A 14,783-nucleotide genomic window follows, 5' to 3' on the forward strand; every position below is an offset into this window, starting at 1 on the left:
CGCGGAGAGCACCCAGGGCCTTGCAAGCATCCCCAGCCAACTTATTAAAGGCAGACAAGAAGAATGAAAGCTTACGCCGTACCTTTCGAGAAGTTCGTCAACCTGGCCGATGCCCGTCTGGGCACCAAAATCATCTCGGTCACCGATGACTGGTTCGCAGACGCCAATCGTCTGTTTCAGCCGACCCCGGCCGTGTGGAAGGAGGGTGTGTTCGACGACAACGGCAAGTGGATGGACGGCTGGGAATCGCGTCGCAAGCGCTTCGAAGGCTACGACAGCGCGGTAATCCGCCTGGGCGTACCGGGCTCGATCAAAGGTGTGGACATCGACACCTCATTCTTCACCGGCAACTTCCCGCCATCGGCCTCGCTGGAAGCGTGCTTCCTGGCCTCGGGCGAGCCGGACGAAAACACCCAGTGGACTGAAGTGCTGTCGGCCGTCGAACTGCAAGGCAACAGCCACCACTACCACGAAATCAGCAATGACCAAGCGTTCAGCCACCTGCGCTTCAACATCTACCCGGACGGCGGTGTCGCCCGTCTGCGCGTCTACGGCATTCCGTTCCGCGACTGGTCCGCTGTTGGCGACAATGAGCAAGTCGATCTGGCTGCAGCCCTCAACGGTGGCCGCGCCCTCGCCTGCTCCGACGAACACTTCGGTCGCATGAGCAACATCCTCAACCCGGGCCGTGGCATCAACATGGGCGACGGCTGGGAAACCGCACGTCGTCGCACCCCGGGCAATGACTGGGTGATCGTCGCGCTGGGCCATCCGGGTGAGATCGAAAAAATCATCGTCGACACCCTGCACTTCAAGGGCAACTACCCGGACACCTGCTCGATCCAGGGCGCGTTCGTCAAGGGCGGCACCGACAGCCAGATCGAAACCCAGTCGCTGTTCTGGCGTGAACTGCTGCCAAGCCAGAAGCTGGAAATGCACGCCGAACACACCTTCGTCGAGCAGATCAAGGCACTGGGCCCGATCACCCACATCCGCCTCAATGTGTTCCCGGATGGTGGCGTGAGTCGCCTGCGCGTTTTGGGCAAGGTCGCGAAGTAAGCAGTGAAACCATTCGCGAGCAGGCTCGCTCCCACAGGAGACTGCATTCCAAATGTGGGAGCGAGCCTGCTCGCGAAGGCGTCAGAACAGTCAACACAGAATTCGGAAAAGAACAGCATGCGCACACTAACGATTGAACCGCTGACCAAAGAAGCCTTCGCCCCCTTCGGTGACGTGATCGAAACCGACGGCAGCGACCACTTCATGATCAACAACGGTTCGACCATGCGCTTCCACAAACTGGCGACGGTCGAAACCGCTACGCCTGAGGACAACGCGATCATCAGCATCTTCCGCGCCGACGCGCAGGACATGCCGCTGACCGTGAGCATGCTGGAACGCCATCCGCTGGGCAGCCAGGCTTTCATTCCGCTGCTCGGCAACCCCTTTCTGATCGTGGTCGCGCCACTTGGCGATGTACCTGTATCAGGCTTGGTCCGCGCCTTCGTCACCAACGGCAGGCAGGGCATCAATTACCATCGCGGCGTCTGGCACCACCCGGTGCTGACGATCGAAAAGCGGGATGACTTCCTGGTGGTTGATCGCAGTGGCACAGGCAACAACTGCGATGAGCATTTTTTCAAAGAGGATGAGCGTTTGATCCTCGCCCCCCACCAATAAGAGAAGGTCTGATCACTCGACAACAAGAGTGACAGGCGAGAGGTAAAGACTGTGGAAGCACATCTGTTGGAATGGCTGAACCTGAGCGTGCGCTGGGTTCACATGATCACTGGCGTGGCCTGGATCGGCGCGTCGTTCTACTTCGTCTGGCTGGAGAACAACCTCAACCGCGTCAACCCGAAAACCGGCCTGGCCGGTGATCTGTGGGCAATCCACGGCGGCGGTATCTATCACCTGGAAAAATACAAACTGGCCCCACCGTCGATGCCGGAGAACCTGCACTGGTTCAAATGGGAAGCCTACTTCACCTGGATGTCGGGGATCGCGCTGCTGTGCGTGGTGTTCTACTCCAATCCCGTGCTCTACCTCGTGGCACCCGGCAGCGGCCTGACCGGCCCTGAAGGCGTGGCCATCGGCATCGGTTCGCTGATCGCCGGCTGGTTCATCTACGACTTCCTCTGCGATTCGGCTCTGGGCAAGAAACCCGCCCTGCTCGGCTTCATCCTGTTCGTGCTGATCATCGGCGCGGCGTATGGCTTCAGCAAGGTGTTCAGCGGTCGTGGTGCGTATCTGCACGTCGGCGCGATCATCGGCACCATCATGGTCGGCAACGTGTTCCGCATTATCATGCCGGCGCAGCGTGCACTGGTCGCGGCGATTGCCGAGAACCGCACGCCGGACCCGGCGCTGCCGGCCAAAGGCCTGCTGCGTTCGCGTCACAACAACTACTTCACCCTGCCGGTGCTGTTCATCATGATCAGCAACCACTTCCCGAGCACTTATGGCAGCCAGTACAACTGGTTGATTCTGGCCGGGATCGCGGTGTTGGCGGTGTTGGTGCGTCACTACTTCAACACCCGTCACGACAGCCACAAGTTTGCCTGGACCCTGCCTGTGGCAGCGGTGGGCATGATCACCCTGGCGTACGTCACCGGCCCTGCGCCGATGCCGACCGCACCGGACGTGGCCAAGGCGCCAGCAAAAATCGAGTACCAGCCATTGCCGGAAACGGCACTGGGCGGTGGCGCGAAACCGGCTGAAGCGGCGGCACCTGCAGCGCCAGCCGCTCCGGCTGCCCCTGCTGCGGCACCGGCGCAAGCGTCCAACGCAGGTCCTGCGTTCGACAAGGTGCACAACGTGATCCAGGAGCGCTGCGCGGTCTGCCATTCGGCCAAACCGACCAGCCCGTTGTTCAGCGCGGCACCTGCCGGTGTGATGTTCGACACCCCCGAGCAGATCCGCCAGAACGCGGCGCGGATCCAGGCGCAAGCCATCACCACGCAGATCATGCCACTGGGCAACATCACGCAGATGACCCAGCAGGAACGTGACCTGATCGGTGCATGGATCGCCCAGGGAGCCCAGACCAACTAAGCAGTAAAAGCATCGCTGGCGAGCCAGCTCCCACAGGGTTTTGCAGTGCCTGTGTGGGAGCTGGCTTGCCAGCGATTAGCCGCAACGCGGTTTACCTGATGCAAAGAAACAGCTGTGAGCCACCCGGCAGCTGTTCAATCACAAGAATAAAAAAGATCCGAGGTGTTGCATGTCCGAGCTGTCCAAAGCGCGCATCCCCGACGCACCCGCCATTCAGCGTTTGCCCCTTTTGCAACTGATCCTGGTCGGTTTGCAACATGTTCTGCTGATGTACGGCGGTGCCATCGCGGTGCCGTTGATCATCGGACAGGCCGCTGGCCTGAGTCGTGAAGAAATTGCCTTCCTGATCAACGCCGACCTGCTGGTCGCCGGTATCGCCACCATCGTCCAGTCGCTGGGTATCGGCCCGATGGGTATCCGCATGCCGGTGATGATGGGCGCCAGTTTCGCGGCGGTCGGCAGCATGGTCGCCATGGCCGGCATGCCCGGTATCGGTCTGCAAGGGATCTTCGGTGCGACCATCGCCGCCGGATTCTTCGGCATGCTCATCGCGCCGTTCATGTCCAAGGTCGTGCGTTTCTTCCCGCCTTTGGTGACAGGCACAGTCATCACCTCGATCGGTTTGTCGCTGTTCCCCGTGGCCGTGAACTGGGCCGGTGGCGGTGCCGCCGCGGCGCAATTCGGTTCACCGATTTATCTGGCCATCGCCGCTCTGGTACTGGCGACCATTCTGTTGATCCACCGCTTCATGCGCGGCTTCTGGGTGAATATTTCCGTGCTGATCGGCATGTGCCTGGGCTACGTGCTCTGCGGTGCGATCGGCATGGTCGACCTGAGCGGCATGGCCAACGCGCCGTGGGTTCAGTTCGTCACTCCGCTGCACTTCGGCATGCCGAAATTCGAACTGGCGCCGATCCTGTCGATGTGTCTGGTGGTGGTGATCATTTTCGTCGAGTCCACCGGGATGTTCCTTGCGCTGGGCAAGATCACCGGTCAGGAAGTCTGCCCGCGGATGCTGCGTCGCGGCCTGCTGTGCGATGCCGGCGCGTCGTTCGCTGCCGGTTTCTTCAACACGTTCACCCATTCCTCCTTCGCGCAGAACATCGGCCTGGTGCAGATGACCGGCGTGCGCTGCCGCTCGGTGACCATCGTTGCCGGTGGCCTGCTGATCGTGCTCAGCCTGCTGCCGAAAGCCGCATTCCTGGTGGCGTCGATTCCGCCGGCGGTGTTGGGCGGTGCGGCGATTGCGATGTTCGGCATGGTCGCTGCGACCGGGATCAAGATCCTTCAGGAAGCGGACATCGGCGACCGGCGCAATCAACTGCTGGTGGCGGTGAGCATCGGCATGGGTCTGATCCCGGTGGTGCGTCCGGAATTCTTCGCGCACTTGCCGATGTGGATGAGCCCGATCACCCACAGCGGCATCGCCATGGCCACCCTCAGCGCGCTGACGTTGAATCTGCTGTTCAACATCCTCGGCGGCGCCGAACGCGCAGCGATCAACGACTGCCACGCGCATCAGCACTAACCAAGTCACCACAAAACCTTGTGGGAGCGAGCCTGCTCGCGAAAGCGTTGTGTCATTCAACAGTGATGGCGACTGACATGCCCTCTTCGCGAGCAGGCTCGCTCCCACAGGGGACGTGCAACACCCTGCCTCAACAATAAAAACAAGAGGGAGCAACCGATGATTCGCACGCAAACCAGCGTTCTGTTGAGTGGCGGCCTGCTGGCCGCGAGTCAGGCCATGGCCGGCGATTTACTGCTGTGGCAGACCAACAGCCTGAGCTACCTGTACGGCAAGAACTTCGCGATCAACCCGTCGATCCAGCAGACGGTGACGTTCGAGCACGCCGACAAGTGGAAGTACGGCGACAACTTCCTGTTCGTCGACAAGATCTTCTACAACGGTCAGGAAGACCGCAACAAAGGCCCGCACACCTTCTACGGCGAATTCACCCCGCGCTTCTCGTTCGGCAAGATCTTCGACCAGAAAATCGAGTTTGGCCCGATCAAGGACGTGCTGCTGGCGATGACGTACGAGTACGGCGAAGGCGACAGCGAGGCCTACCTGATCGGCCCCGGCTTCGATCTGAAAGTACCCGGCTTCAACTACGTGACCCTGAACATCTTCCGCCGCCAGACCGAAGGCCCGCGCCCCGGCGACGGCGTCTGGCAGATCACCCCGGGCTGGTCTTACAGCGTGCCGCTGGGCAACTCCGACCTGTTGATCGACGGCTATCTGGACTGGGTCGTCGACAACGACCAGAACTCGCGCGGCACCTACCACGCCAACCTGCACATCAATCCGCAGATCAAATACGACCTCGGCAAAGCCCTCGGCTGGAGCCACAAGCAGCTGTACGTCGGCACCGAATACAGCTACTGGAAAAACAAATACGGCGTCGAAAGCAGCCACAACCTCGACACCAACCAGAACACCGCCAGCCTGCTGGTAAAGGTGCACTTCTGAGATGGCCCGCAACCGTGCCCCATACCTGTCGTCGGTGCTCTGTTGCGGGGCACTTGAGAGCTGGCCGAGGAGTCAGTATTCTCCGCGGCCTCTTGAATTCGGTCTAAAAAAAAGCCCGGATTTAATTCCTGACCGACAAGCCAACTTATCCCGGCCCCGGTCAGTACCGAGGCATCCCGAAAACACGCGCAATCGACTGTTTTTCAGCAGCCGAACGGGCGTTTTTTTGCTTTTCGAAAGCGTTGGCCCAGCTCTTGCTATCACCAGCGAAGCTGACCGATCGGATGACTTTTGCAGCGACGAAAAAAGGCGCCACACCAGAGCGCCGATCTTAAAAAAATAAACGTGGAACACCTACTTTGGGAGCAACCGAATGAAACGTATGTGCACCAGCCTGATGCTCGCGGGATCGATGCTGGCCGGCGGCGAGGCCATGGCCGACGGCCTGCTGCAATGGCAGAACAACAGCCTGACCTACCTCTACGGCAAAGACTTCAAGGTCAACCCGGCGATCCAGCAGACCGTCACCTTCGAGCACGCCGATGCCTGGAAGTACGGGGACAACTTCCTGTTCGTCGACAAGATCTTCTACAACGGCAAGCCGGATGGCGGCGTCGGCAACAACACTTACTATGGCGAATTCAGCCCACGCCTGTCGCTGGGCAAGATCCTCGACCAGAAGATCGAATTCGGTCCGGTCAAGGATGTGCTGCTGGCGATGACTTACGAGTTCGGTGAAGGCGACGTCGAGTCGTACCTGATCGGCCCGGGTTTTGACCTGGCGATTCCAGGCTTCGACTACTTCCAGCTGAACTTCTACCAGCGCCACACCGAAGGCTCGCGCGCCGGTGACAACGTCTGGCAGATCACCCCGGTCTGGTCTTACACCATTCCGGTTGGCGACTCGAACATCCTGATCGACGGTTTCATGGACTGGGTGGTCGACAACGACGTCAACAGCAAAGGCGAATACCACGCCAACCTGCACTTCAACCCACAGGTCAAATACGACCTGGGCAAGGCGCTGAATTTCGGCGAGAAGCAGCTGTATGTCGGTGTTGAATACGACTACTGGAAAGACAAGTACGGGATCGACGACACCCGTGCGTTCACCACCAATCAGAACGTGACCAGCTTCCTGGTGAAGTTCCACTTCTGATCTTAAAAGCTTCGCGAGCAGGCTCGCTCCCACATTCGACCGAGTTCCAATGTGGGAGCGAGCCTGCTCGCGAAGGCTTCACCGCGAATCTCAGACTGGAACCACCGACTCGGTGATCCCGAGAAACCGGCACAACTCCTCACGCTTGGCCAACGCATCGCGCCGTCCCAGGTCGATCAGTTCGCTGCAATACCCCGCCTCGAACAGCAGATAACTCAGCACCCCTGCCCCACTGGTCTTGGTCGCCCCCGGCCCACGCAAAAACAGACGCAATGCCGCCGGCAATTCCTGTCGATGTCGCGCCGCGATCTCGTCGATCGGCTGACTCGGCGCAATCACCAGCACTTCCACCGGCGCCACACCCAACTCACGAGTCGGCACGCCCTCGGGCATCAGTCGACTGAACTGGTTCAAACGCTGCAGCAACTCGATGTCGCTCTCCAGACTGTCAATGAACGTGCTGTTGAGCATGTGTCCGCCAATCTGCGCCAGCGTTGGCTGCTGACCGGTGTAGGCGCGCTCCAGCGGCTGCTGCGGATCAAACCCGCGCGGGTTGCCGCTGACGCCCACCACCAGCACCCGACTCGCACCCAGGTGCAGCGCCGGGCTGATCGGCGCCGACTGGCGTACCGCACCGTCGCCGAAATATTCCTCACCGATTTTTACCGGGGCAAACAGCAACGGGATCGCCGAACTTGCCAGCAGATGGTCCACCGACAATTGCGCCGGCACGCCGATCCGCCGATGGCGCAACCACGCATCGATCGTGCCGCCGCCCTGATAGAAGGTCACCGCCTGGCCCGATTCGTAGCCGAACGCGGTCACCGCCACCGCATGCAATTGCTTGCGGGCGATGGATTCGGCGATCCCGGGCATGTGCAGTTTTTCATTGAGCAGGTCGCGCAGCGGCGAACTGTTGAGCAGCGCCACTGGCAGTTGGCGACCGATGCCGAGCAGACTGTGACTGACAAAGCGGCTGGCCTGACGGATCACCCCCGGCCAGTCGCTGCGCAGCACCCGATGGCTGCGAAAGCCCTGCCAGAACAGTGTGAGGCGTTCGATGGCGGCGCGAAAATCGGTGGCACCACTGGCCAGGCTGACCGCATTGATCGCCCCGGCCGAAGTGCCGACGATCACCGGAAACGGATTGTCCGCGCCCAGCGGCAGCAATTCGGCAATCGCCGCCAGCACCCCCACCTGATACGCCGCCCGAGCCCCGCCGCCGGAAAGAATCAAACCTGTGACCGGTTCCGCTGGGCTCATCGCAACGCTCCATGGTGCTTGAAAGGGTGAGTGAATCAGCCGCGCCGTTTCGGGTAAAGCTTCGGCTCGCCCGGTGGACGGCTCTTGAAGCGGCGGTGCGCCCACAAGTATTGCTCAGGGCAGGCGCGCAGCGCACTTTCCACCCACTGGTTGATGCGGAGGCAGTCGGCCTCTTCGGTTTCACCCGGGAAGTCTTCCAATGGCGGATGGATCACCAACCGGTAACCGCTGCCGTCGGCCAGCCGCTCCTGAGTGAACGGCACCACCAGCGCCTTGCCCAGACGGGCAAACTTGGTGGTCGCGGTCACGGTCGCCGCCTGAATGCCGAACAGCGGCACGAAGATGCTTTGCTTGGCGCCGTAGTCCTGATCCGGTGCGTACCAGATCGCCCGGCCCGAACGCAGCAGCTTGAGCATGCCACGCACGTCGTCACGCTCCACCGCCAGCGAATCGAGATTGTGCCGCTCACGGCCCCGACGCTGGACGAAGTCGAATAACGGGTTTTTGTGCTCGCGGTACATGCCATCGATGGTGTGCTGCTGGCCGAGCAACGCGGCGCCGATTTCCAGGGTGGTGAAGTGCGCGGCCATGAGGATCACGCCCTTGCCTTCGCGCTGGGCCTTTTGCAGATGCTCCAGGCCTTCGACATGCGCCAGTTTGGCCAGACGCTCACGGGACCACCACCAACTCATCGCCATTTCAAAAAACGCGATGCCGGTGGAGGCGAAGTTTTCCTTGAGCAGGCGTTTGCGCTCGGCAGCGGATTTTTCCGGGAAGCACAGCTCGAGATTGCGCTTGGCGATGCGCCGCCGGTCGCCGGCCACGCGATACATCAATGCGCCCAGCACACGACCGATCGTCAGTAAAACCGCATACGGCAACTGCACGACCAGCCACAACAGCCCCAGACCGCACCAGAGCGGCCAGAAGCGGGGAGAAAGAAAGGCTCTTCGAAAACGCGGGCGATCCATTAAAGCTTCCGTAAATTCAGTGGCCGCGCATTCTACATCGTTCGACCCGGCTTGCGGCTCGCGGGCGTTCTCGTTATAAGTCTCGGCACTTTTAGTGACAAGCCGTTGTATGCCGATATGAGCCAAAACGAATCGCCAGACCGAGATCCCGTGTTCCAGTTGAAGGGCAGCATGCTGGCCATCACGGTGCTGGAACTGTCCCGCAACGACCTCGACAGCCTTGATCGGCAACTGGCCGCCAAAGTCGCCCAGGCGCCGAATTTCTTCAGCAATGCACCGCTGGTCCTGGCGCTGGACAAACTGCCGCCCGGCGAAGGCGCGGTCGATCTGCCCGGCCTGATGCGCGTATGCCGTCAACATGGCCTGCGCACCCTGGCGATCCGCGCCAGCCGTATCGAAGACATCGCTGCCGCCATCGCCATCGACATCCCGGTGCTGCCGCCGTCCGGCGCCCGCGAGCGACCGCTGGAAGCGCCGGAACCGGAAGTCAAAAAGAAGCCGGAAAAGCCGCCGGAGCCAACGGTCAAACCGACCCGCGTCATCACCACGCCAGTACGTGGTGGCCAACAGATATATGCCCAGGGTGGCGATCTGGTGGTGGTGTCCTCGGTCAGTCCGGGGGCGGAACTTCTGGCCGATGGCAACATCCATGTATACGGCCCGATGCGCGGTCGCGCACTGGCCGGCGTCAAAGGCGACACCAAGGCCCGGATTTTCTGTCAGCAATTGAGCGCTGAACTGATCTCCATCGCCGGGCATTACAAGGTTTCCGAAGATTTGCGCCGCGATCCACTGTGGGGCTCCGGCGTCCAGGTCAGCCTGTCGGCCGACGTGTTGAACATCATTCGGCTTTAACGGATACTGCCGCATTTTCCAAGCATCTCTAAAACGTAGCGAAAACGGCTCAAACGAAGTAGGAAAAAGGAACAAGCAGCGTTTGCCCCCGGCAATTGCGACTTGCGCCGAATTCCAGCCAAGGCTGTCCGACTGCAGTAGTTTTCAAGAGATGTTTTTCAGGGGCTAAAAAGTCCTTCTTCCTTAGGGGTGAAACACCTTGGCCAAGATTCTCGTGGTTACATCCGGCAAGGGTGGTGTGGGTAAGACCACCACCAGCGCCGCTATCGGTACCGGCCTCGCTCTGCGCGGCCACAAAACAGTGATCGTCGACTTCGACGTGGGCCTGCGTAACCTCGACCTGATCATGGGTTGCGAGCGTCGCGTGGTGTACGACTTCGTCAACGTGGTCAACGGCGAAGCCAACCTGCAGCAGGCCCTGATCAAAGACAAGCGCCTGGAAAACCTCTACGTGCTGGCCGCCAGCCAGACCCGCGACAAAGACGCGCTGACCCAGGAAGGCGTGGAAAAAGTCCTGATGCAGTTGAAGGAAGACTTCGACTTCGTGGTCTGCGACTCCCCGGCGGGCATCGAGAAAGGTGCGCACCTGGCCATGTATTTCGCCGACGAAGCGATCATCGTGACCAACCCGGAAGTGTCCTCGGTACGTGACTCCGACCGCATGCTCGGCCTGCTGGCCAGCAAATCGCGTCGTGCCGAACTCGGCGAAGAGCCGATCAAGGAACACCTTCTGCTGACCCGTTACAACCCGCAGCGCGTCAGCGATGGCGAAATGCTGGGCGTCGAAGACGTGAAGGAAATTCTGGCCGTGACCCTGCTGGGCGTCATCCCTGAGTCGCAAGCGGTACTGAAGGCTTCCAACTCGGGCGTTCCAGTGATTCTCGACGACCAGAGCGATGCCGGTCAGGCGTACAGCGATGCCGTTGATCGTCTGCTGGGCAAAGAAAAAGAACATCGTTTCCTCGATGTTACGAAGAAGGGATTCTTCGAGCGCCTGTTTGGAGGTAGGTAATGAACCTTTTTGACTTCTTTCGTGCCAACAAAAAGCCAAGTACCGCCTCGGTAGCGAAAGAGCGTCTACAGATCATCGTGGCGCATGAGCGCGGCCAGCGCAGCACGCCGGATTACTTGCCAGCCTTGCAGAAGGAACTGGTCGACGTGATCCGCAAGTACGTCAACATCGGCAACGACGACGTACATGTTGCACTGGAAAGCCAGGGCAGTTGCTCGATTCTGGAACTCAACATCACCCTGCCCGATCGCTGAGTCGATCCGGCAGGAACGACGGCGGCTCAGGGCCATTCCCATCGCGGAATGGCCCTGAGCCGCCGTTGGCATTTGTTACGAGGCTGTTTTAATGCCGTTGTCCAACATCCGCATCATTCATCAGGACGCCGCCGTACTGGTGGTCGACAAACCGACGTTGCTGCTCTCGGTGCCCGGTCGCGCCGACGACAACAAGGACTGCCTGATCACCCGCCTGCAGGAAAACGGCTACCCGGAAGCGCGCATCGTTCATCGCCTGGACTGGGAAACCTCTGGCATCATTTTGCTGGCCCGTGACGCGGATACTCACCGCGAACTGTCGCGGCAGTTTCACGATCGTGAAACAGAGAAAGCCTACACTGCGCTCTGCTGGGGTCAGCCGGAACTGGACAGCGGCAGCATCGACCTGCCGTTGCGCTACGATCCGCCGACCAAACCGCGGCACGTGGTCGACCACGAATTCGGCAAGCATGCGCTGACCTTCTGGCGCGTACTGGAACGTTGCGGCGATTGGTGCCGCGTCGAGCTGACGCCGATCACCGGGCGCTCACACCAGTTGCGTGTGCACATGCTGTCCATCGGTCACCCGCTGCTGGGCGACGGGCTCTACGCCCACGAACAGGCCCTGGCCGCCTGGCCGCGTCTGTGCCTGCACGCCAGCATGCTGAGCTTCACCCACCCGCAAACCGGCGAGCGTCTGCGCTTCGAATGCCCGGCACCGTTTTAAGCGTTGCCTGAGCGGCAGCGCGTTTTTTTGTACAAGGATTTTGTTTTCGGATGAGTTGTATTGATTCCCGGGTAACCCCCCTCACGAAAGTTCGTCATCAACTGCTTTACCTGATTTACGGCAATCAGGATGTGTACCGGCGCGAAGCCAAGTTCAGCATCCTGACCGCGCTGTCCCAGGCTAAAAACGGCGAGCTTCCGGCGATCCGCATTCTCACCGATCGCCCCGATGACTATGCGGGCTGGCCGGTCGACACGGTGTTGCTGGATGAAGCGACCCTGACCCGCTGGCAAGGCACCCACGGCTATCACCACCGCCGCAAGGCCTGCGCCATCGCCGCGGGCATGCAGTGGGCGGAAAAAACCCTGTTCGTCGACACCGACACCCTGTTCACCCGCCACCCGAGCCAACTGTTCAAATTCATCGAGCCGAATCGCTCGGTGATGGATCGCTTCGAGTACGACTGGAAAGATGTGCACCAGCGTCCCGACTATCAAAAACTCGGTCGCGACCTGCGCAGCCACGGCGTGACGCCGGATAACGGTTTCAAGCTCTACAACAGCGGCTTGTGCGGCGTGACCGACAGCGACTCAGCGCTGTTCGAAGAGTCGATCCGCCTGATTGATGAGTGGACACTCGGCGGCTTCGAAATCCACACCATCGAACAGATCGCCCTGTCGTATGCCATGCGCGAGCGTCAGGTGGTGGAAGCGCGCAAACACGTCTACCACTACTTCGCGGAAAAACGTTTCTTCCACGCGATGCAGACGTACTTCTTCTCCCAGCACGGCGAGCAGTTCAGCCAGCGCCTGGTGGATCTGTGCAGCGATGTGCCACGGGTCAAACCGTTCCCCTCGGCCTGGCGCCGATTGAAAATCAAATGGAAGCTGCGCCACCAGAAAGGTGCCCTGCGCAAGGTCGGTCGTGATCTGCTGTACGGCAGCGCCGCGCCGGAAGATCCGTACTACAGCGTTTGCCGACACGAATGGTGGGAATGCGCCTCGCGGGAAATTCTGCGTTGGGACGAGAGCCAGCAGAAAAAACTGCTGAGCCAGAAGTCCTGGCCGCAACAGCTGCCGCGTCCGGATAAACCGGAGGACGAAAAAGTCATCATGAACTACTTGAAAAAACGCGTAGCCGCCCGCTGATCCACACCATCCCCTGTGGGAGCGGGCTTGCTCGCGAAAGCGGTGTGTCATCCAAGAATCTGCATCTGACCCACCGCTTTCGCGAGTAAGCCCGCTCCCACCCCGATCCTGTCCGGATTCAATTCCCGGGCCGATGCGTTAAACTCGCGCCCATTGCTGTCTGGAGCTTCTTATGCGCGAAGAGTTGAACCAAGGCCTGATCGACTTCCTCAAGGCCTCCCCTACCCCGTTCCACGCCACCGCCAGCCTCGTTCAGCGTCTGGAGGCCGCCGGTTACGTGCGCCTCGACGAGCGCGAGCCATGGATCACCGAGGCCAACGGCCGCTATTACGTCACCCGTAACGACTCCTCGATCGTCGCGATCAAAATGGGCCGCAACTCGCCGCTGCACGACGGGATCCGTCTGGTCGGCGCCCACACCGACAGCCCGTGCCTGCGGGTCAAGCCGCAACCGGAACTGCAACGTCAGGGCTTCTGGCAACTGGGCGTTGAAGTCTACGGCGGCGCGCTGCTGGCGCCGTGGTTTGACCGCGACCTGTCGCTGGCCGGGCGCGTCACCTTCCGTCGCGACGGCAAGGTCGAAAGCCAACTGATCGACTTCAAGGCGCCGATCGCGATCATTCCCAACCTGGCGATTCACCTGAACCGTGAAGCCAATCAGGGCTGGGCGATCAACGCGCAGACCGAGCTGCCGCCGATCCTCGCGCAATTCGCCGGCGACGAACGCGTCGACTTCCGCGCCGTACTGACTGATCAACTGGCCCGCGAACATGGCCTGAACGCCGATGTGGTGCTGGATTACGAACTGAGCTTCTACGACACCCAGAGCGCGGCGGTCATCGGCCTGCATGGTGACTTCATTGCCGGTGCGCGCCTCGACAACCTGCTGTCGTGCTACGCCGGCTTGCAAGCCCTGCTCACTGCCGACACCGAAGAAACCTGCGTGCTGGTGTGCAACGACCACGAAGAAGTCGGCTCCTGCTCGGCGTGCGGTGCCGATGGCCCGATGCTCGAACAGACCCTGCGCCGTCTGCTGCCGGAAGGTGACGAGTTCGTCCGCACCATCCAGAAATCGCTGCTGGTCTCAGCCGACAATGCCCACGGCGTGCACCCGAACTACGCCGAGAAGCACGACGCCAACCACGGTCCGAAACTCAACGCCGGCCCGGTGATCAAGGTCAACAGCAACCAGCGCTACGCCACCAACAGCGAAACCGCCGGGTTCTTCCGCCACCTGTGCATGGCCGAAGAAGTACCGGTGCAGAGCTTCGTGGTGCGCAGCGACATGGGCTGCGGCTCGACCATCGGCCCGATCACCGCCAGCCACCTGGGCGTGCGCACCGTCGACATCGGCCTGCCGACCTTCGCCATGCACTCGATCCGCGAACTGTGCGGCAGCCACGATCTGGCGCACCTGGTCAAAGTGCTGAGCGCGTTCTACGCCAGCCGCGAGTTGCCTTAAAAGCTTCGCGAGCAGGCTCGCTCCCACAGTTTGGAATGCATTCCAGGGTGGGAGCGAGCCTGCTCGCGAAAGCGGTAGTCCAGACAACACAATTTCATCATTGGACTGACTCAATTCTGATACACATCAGAACCGCTCCGCCAAAAGCGACCTAGACTTAAATCATCCCCTTCGACAAGGCAGTCACCATGATTTCGATGTCCTCCTTTCACGCGATGCTCATTCCGATTCTGTCCGGGATGATCCTGCTGGCGATCGGCTTCAACTTCCGCGACAAGAACGCCGGTGTGTTTGCCATGTGGGTCGGCATGCTGATGATCCTGGCGACCGTGGTCTACAAGATCCTCGCCAAACTCAACGAATAAATCCGCGCCCGGCTCGCATTGATTCTGGCTGCCTCGTACA

Annotated in this window: 15 protein-coding genes; 13 read left to right on the top strand and 2 right to left on the bottom strand. The window is 60.7% G+C overall.

The features are described 5' to 3' along the window. Positions 1–63: 63 nt before the first annotated feature. The 6 genes from alc (at position 64) to H043_RS0120075 (ending at position 6,686) form a co-directional block, all read left to right on the top strand. Positions 64–1,059 carry an allantoicase gene (gene alc, locus H043_RS0120050; RefSeq protein WP_003223166.1) on the top strand — a complete coding sequence of 332 codons (996 nt, stop codon included), beginning with the start codon at positions 64–66 and terminating at the stop codon, positions 1,057–1,059. 117 nt (positions 1,060–1,176) lie between these two features. After that, entirely contained in the window at positions 1,177–1,680 is a 504-nt protein-coding gene (locus H043_RS0120055) for an ureidoglycolate lyase (RefSeq protein ID WP_027613342.1), read from the top strand. Positions 1,681–1,731: 51 nt separating this feature from the next. Continuing rightward, positions 1,732–3,054 (top strand): urate hydroxylase PuuD, encoded by a 1,323-nt coding sequence (locus H043_RS0120060; RefSeq protein ID WP_027613343.1) that lies wholly within the window; start codon positions 1,732–1,734, stop codon positions 3,052–3,054. A 169-nt stretch (positions 3,055–3,223) separates the two neighbouring features. Continuing rightward, entirely contained in the window at positions 3,224–4,582 is a 1,359-nt protein-coding gene (locus tag H043_RS0120065; RefSeq protein ID WP_027613344.1) for a nucleobase:cation symporter-2 family protein, read from the top strand. Between the two features lie 159 nt (positions 4,583–4,741). Beyond that, entirely contained in the window at positions 4,742–5,527 is a 786-nt protein-coding gene (locus tag H043_RS0120070; protein ID WP_027613345.1) for an outer membrane protein OmpK, read from the top strand. Positions 5,528–5,900: 373 nt separating this feature from the next. After that, positions 5,901–6,686, top strand: a complete 786-nt coding sequence (locus H043_RS0120075) for an outer membrane protein OmpK (protein ID WP_027613346.1) — start codon at positions 5,901–5,903, stop codon at positions 6,684–6,686. Positions 6,687–6,776: 90 nt separating this feature from the next. Here H043_RS0120075 and H043_RS0120080 read toward each other — a convergent pair whose 3' ends face one another. Both H043_RS0120080 and H043_RS0120085 read right to left on the bottom strand, forming a co-directional pair. Beyond that, complete coding sequence (locus H043_RS0120080; RefSeq protein ID WP_027613347.1) at positions 6,777–7,949, bottom strand: patatin-like phospholipase family protein; 1,173 nt, start codon at positions 7,947–7,949, stop codon at positions 6,777–6,779. Positions 7,950–7,984: 35 nt separating this feature from the next. Next, positions 7,985–8,920 carry a lipid A biosynthesis lauroyl acyltransferase gene (locus H043_RS0120085; RefSeq protein WP_027613348.1) on the bottom strand — a complete coding sequence of 312 codons (936 nt, stop codon included), beginning with the start codon at positions 8,918–8,920 and terminating at the stop codon, positions 7,985–7,987. Positions 8,921–9,037: 117 nt separating this feature from the next. Here H043_RS0120085 and minC point away from each other — a divergent pair, with 117 nt between their 5' ends. The 7 genes from minC to H043_RS30475 all read left to right on the top strand — a co-directional run bounded on the left by minC (position 9,038) and on the right by H043_RS30475 (position 14,743). Beyond that, positions 9,038–9,775, top strand: a complete 738-nt coding sequence (gene minC, locus H043_RS0120090; protein ID WP_027613349.1) for a septum site-determining protein MinC — start codon at positions 9,038–9,040, stop codon at positions 9,773–9,775. A gap of 199 nt (positions 9,776–9,974) precedes the next feature. Further along, positions 9,975–10,787, top strand: coding sequence for a septum site-determining protein MinD (gene minD, locus H043_RS0120095; protein WP_007960626.1), 813 nt, complete (start codon positions 9,975–9,977; stop codon positions 10,785–10,787). After that, positions 10,787–11,041: a cell division topological specificity factor MinE gene (minE, locus tag H043_RS0120100; RefSeq protein ID WP_003223146.1), complete on the top strand. Its 255-nt coding sequence runs from the start codon at positions 10,787–10,789 to the stop codon at positions 11,039–11,041. The genes minD and minE overlap by 1 nt, the downstream gene beginning before the upstream one ends. Positions 11,042–11,132: 91 nt before the next feature. Then, positions 11,133–11,768, top strand: a complete 636-nt coding sequence (locus H043_RS0120105; RefSeq protein WP_027613350.1) for an RluA family pseudouridine synthase — start codon at positions 11,133–11,135, stop codon at positions 11,766–11,768. A 50-nt stretch (positions 11,769–11,818) separates the two neighbouring features. Beyond that, positions 11,819–12,916 carry a hypothetical protein gene (locus tag H043_RS0120110; protein ID WP_027613351.1) on the top strand — a complete coding sequence of 366 codons (1,098 nt, stop codon included), beginning with the start codon at positions 11,819–11,821 and terminating at the stop codon, positions 12,914–12,916. Positions 12,917–13,088: 172 nt separating this feature from the next. Continuing rightward, positions 13,089–14,378, top strand: a complete 1,290-nt coding sequence (locus H043_RS0120115) for a M18 family aminopeptidase (protein WP_027613352.1) — start codon at positions 13,089–13,091, stop codon at positions 14,376–14,378. 188 nt (positions 14,379–14,566) lie between these two features. Further along, positions 14,567–14,743 (top strand): hypothetical protein, encoded by a 177-nt coding sequence (locus H043_RS30475; RefSeq protein WP_007965354.1) that lies wholly within the window; start codon positions 14,567–14,569, stop codon positions 14,741–14,743. Positions 14,744–14,783: the final 40 nt, after the last annotated feature.

It is taken from the genome of Pseudomonas sp. URIL14HWK12:I6 (assembly GCF_000514195.1).
In the GTDB taxonomy this organism is placed as follows: Bacteria; Pseudomonadota; Gammaproteobacteria; order Pseudomonadales; family Pseudomonadaceae; genus Aquipseudomonas; species Aquipseudomonas putida_A.

Excerpts from the sequence above, each read along its gene's own strand:
- alc (WP_003223166.1), top strand. The coding sequence starts at position 64 with ATGAAAGCTTACGCCGTACCTTTCGAGAAGTTCGTCAACCTGGCCGAT.
- H043_RS0120055 (WP_027613342.1), top strand. The coding sequence starts at position 1,177 with ATGCGCACACTAACGATTGAACCGCTGACCAAAGAAGCCTTCGCCCCC.
- H043_RS0120065 (WP_027613344.1), top strand. The coding sequence starts at position 3,224 with ATGTCCGAGCTGTCCAAAGCGCGCATCCCCGACGCACCCGCCATTCAG.
- H043_RS0120070 (WP_027613345.1), top strand. The coding sequence starts at position 4,742 with ATGATTCGCACGCAAACCAGCGTTCTGTTGAGTGGCGGCCTGCTGGCC.
- H043_RS0120075 (WP_027613346.1), top strand. The coding sequence starts at position 5,901 with ATGAAACGTATGTGCACCAGCCTGATGCTCGCGGGATCGATGCTGGCC.
- H043_RS0120080 (WP_027613347.1), bottom strand. The coding sequence starts at position 7,949 with ATGAGCCCAGCGGAACCGGTCACAGGTTTGATTCTTTCCGGCGGCGGG.
- H043_RS0120085 (WP_027613348.1), bottom strand. The coding sequence starts at position 8,920 with ATGGATCGCCCGCGTTTTCGAAGAGCCTTTCTTTCTCCCCGCTTCTGG.
- minC (WP_027613349.1), top strand. The coding sequence starts at position 9,038 with ATGAGCCAAAACGAATCGCCAGACCGAGATCCCGTGTTCCAGTTGAAG.
- minE (WP_003223146.1), top strand. The coding sequence starts at position 10,787 with ATGAACCTTTTTGACTTCTTTCGTGCCAACAAAAAGCCAAGTACCGCC.
- H043_RS0120105 (WP_027613350.1), top strand. The coding sequence starts at position 11,133 with ATGCCGTTGTCCAACATCCGCATCATTCATCAGGACGCCGCCGTACTG.
- H043_RS0120110 (WP_027613351.1), top strand. The coding sequence starts at position 11,819 with ATGAGTTGTATTGATTCCCGGGTAACCCCCCTCACGAAAGTTCGTCAT.
- H043_RS0120115 (WP_027613352.1), top strand. The coding sequence starts at position 13,089 with ATGCGCGAAGAGTTGAACCAAGGCCTGATCGACTTCCTCAAGGCCTCC.
- H043_RS30475 (WP_007965354.1), top strand. The coding sequence starts at position 14,567 with ATGATTTCGATGTCCTCCTTTCACGCGATGCTCATTCCGATTCTGTCC.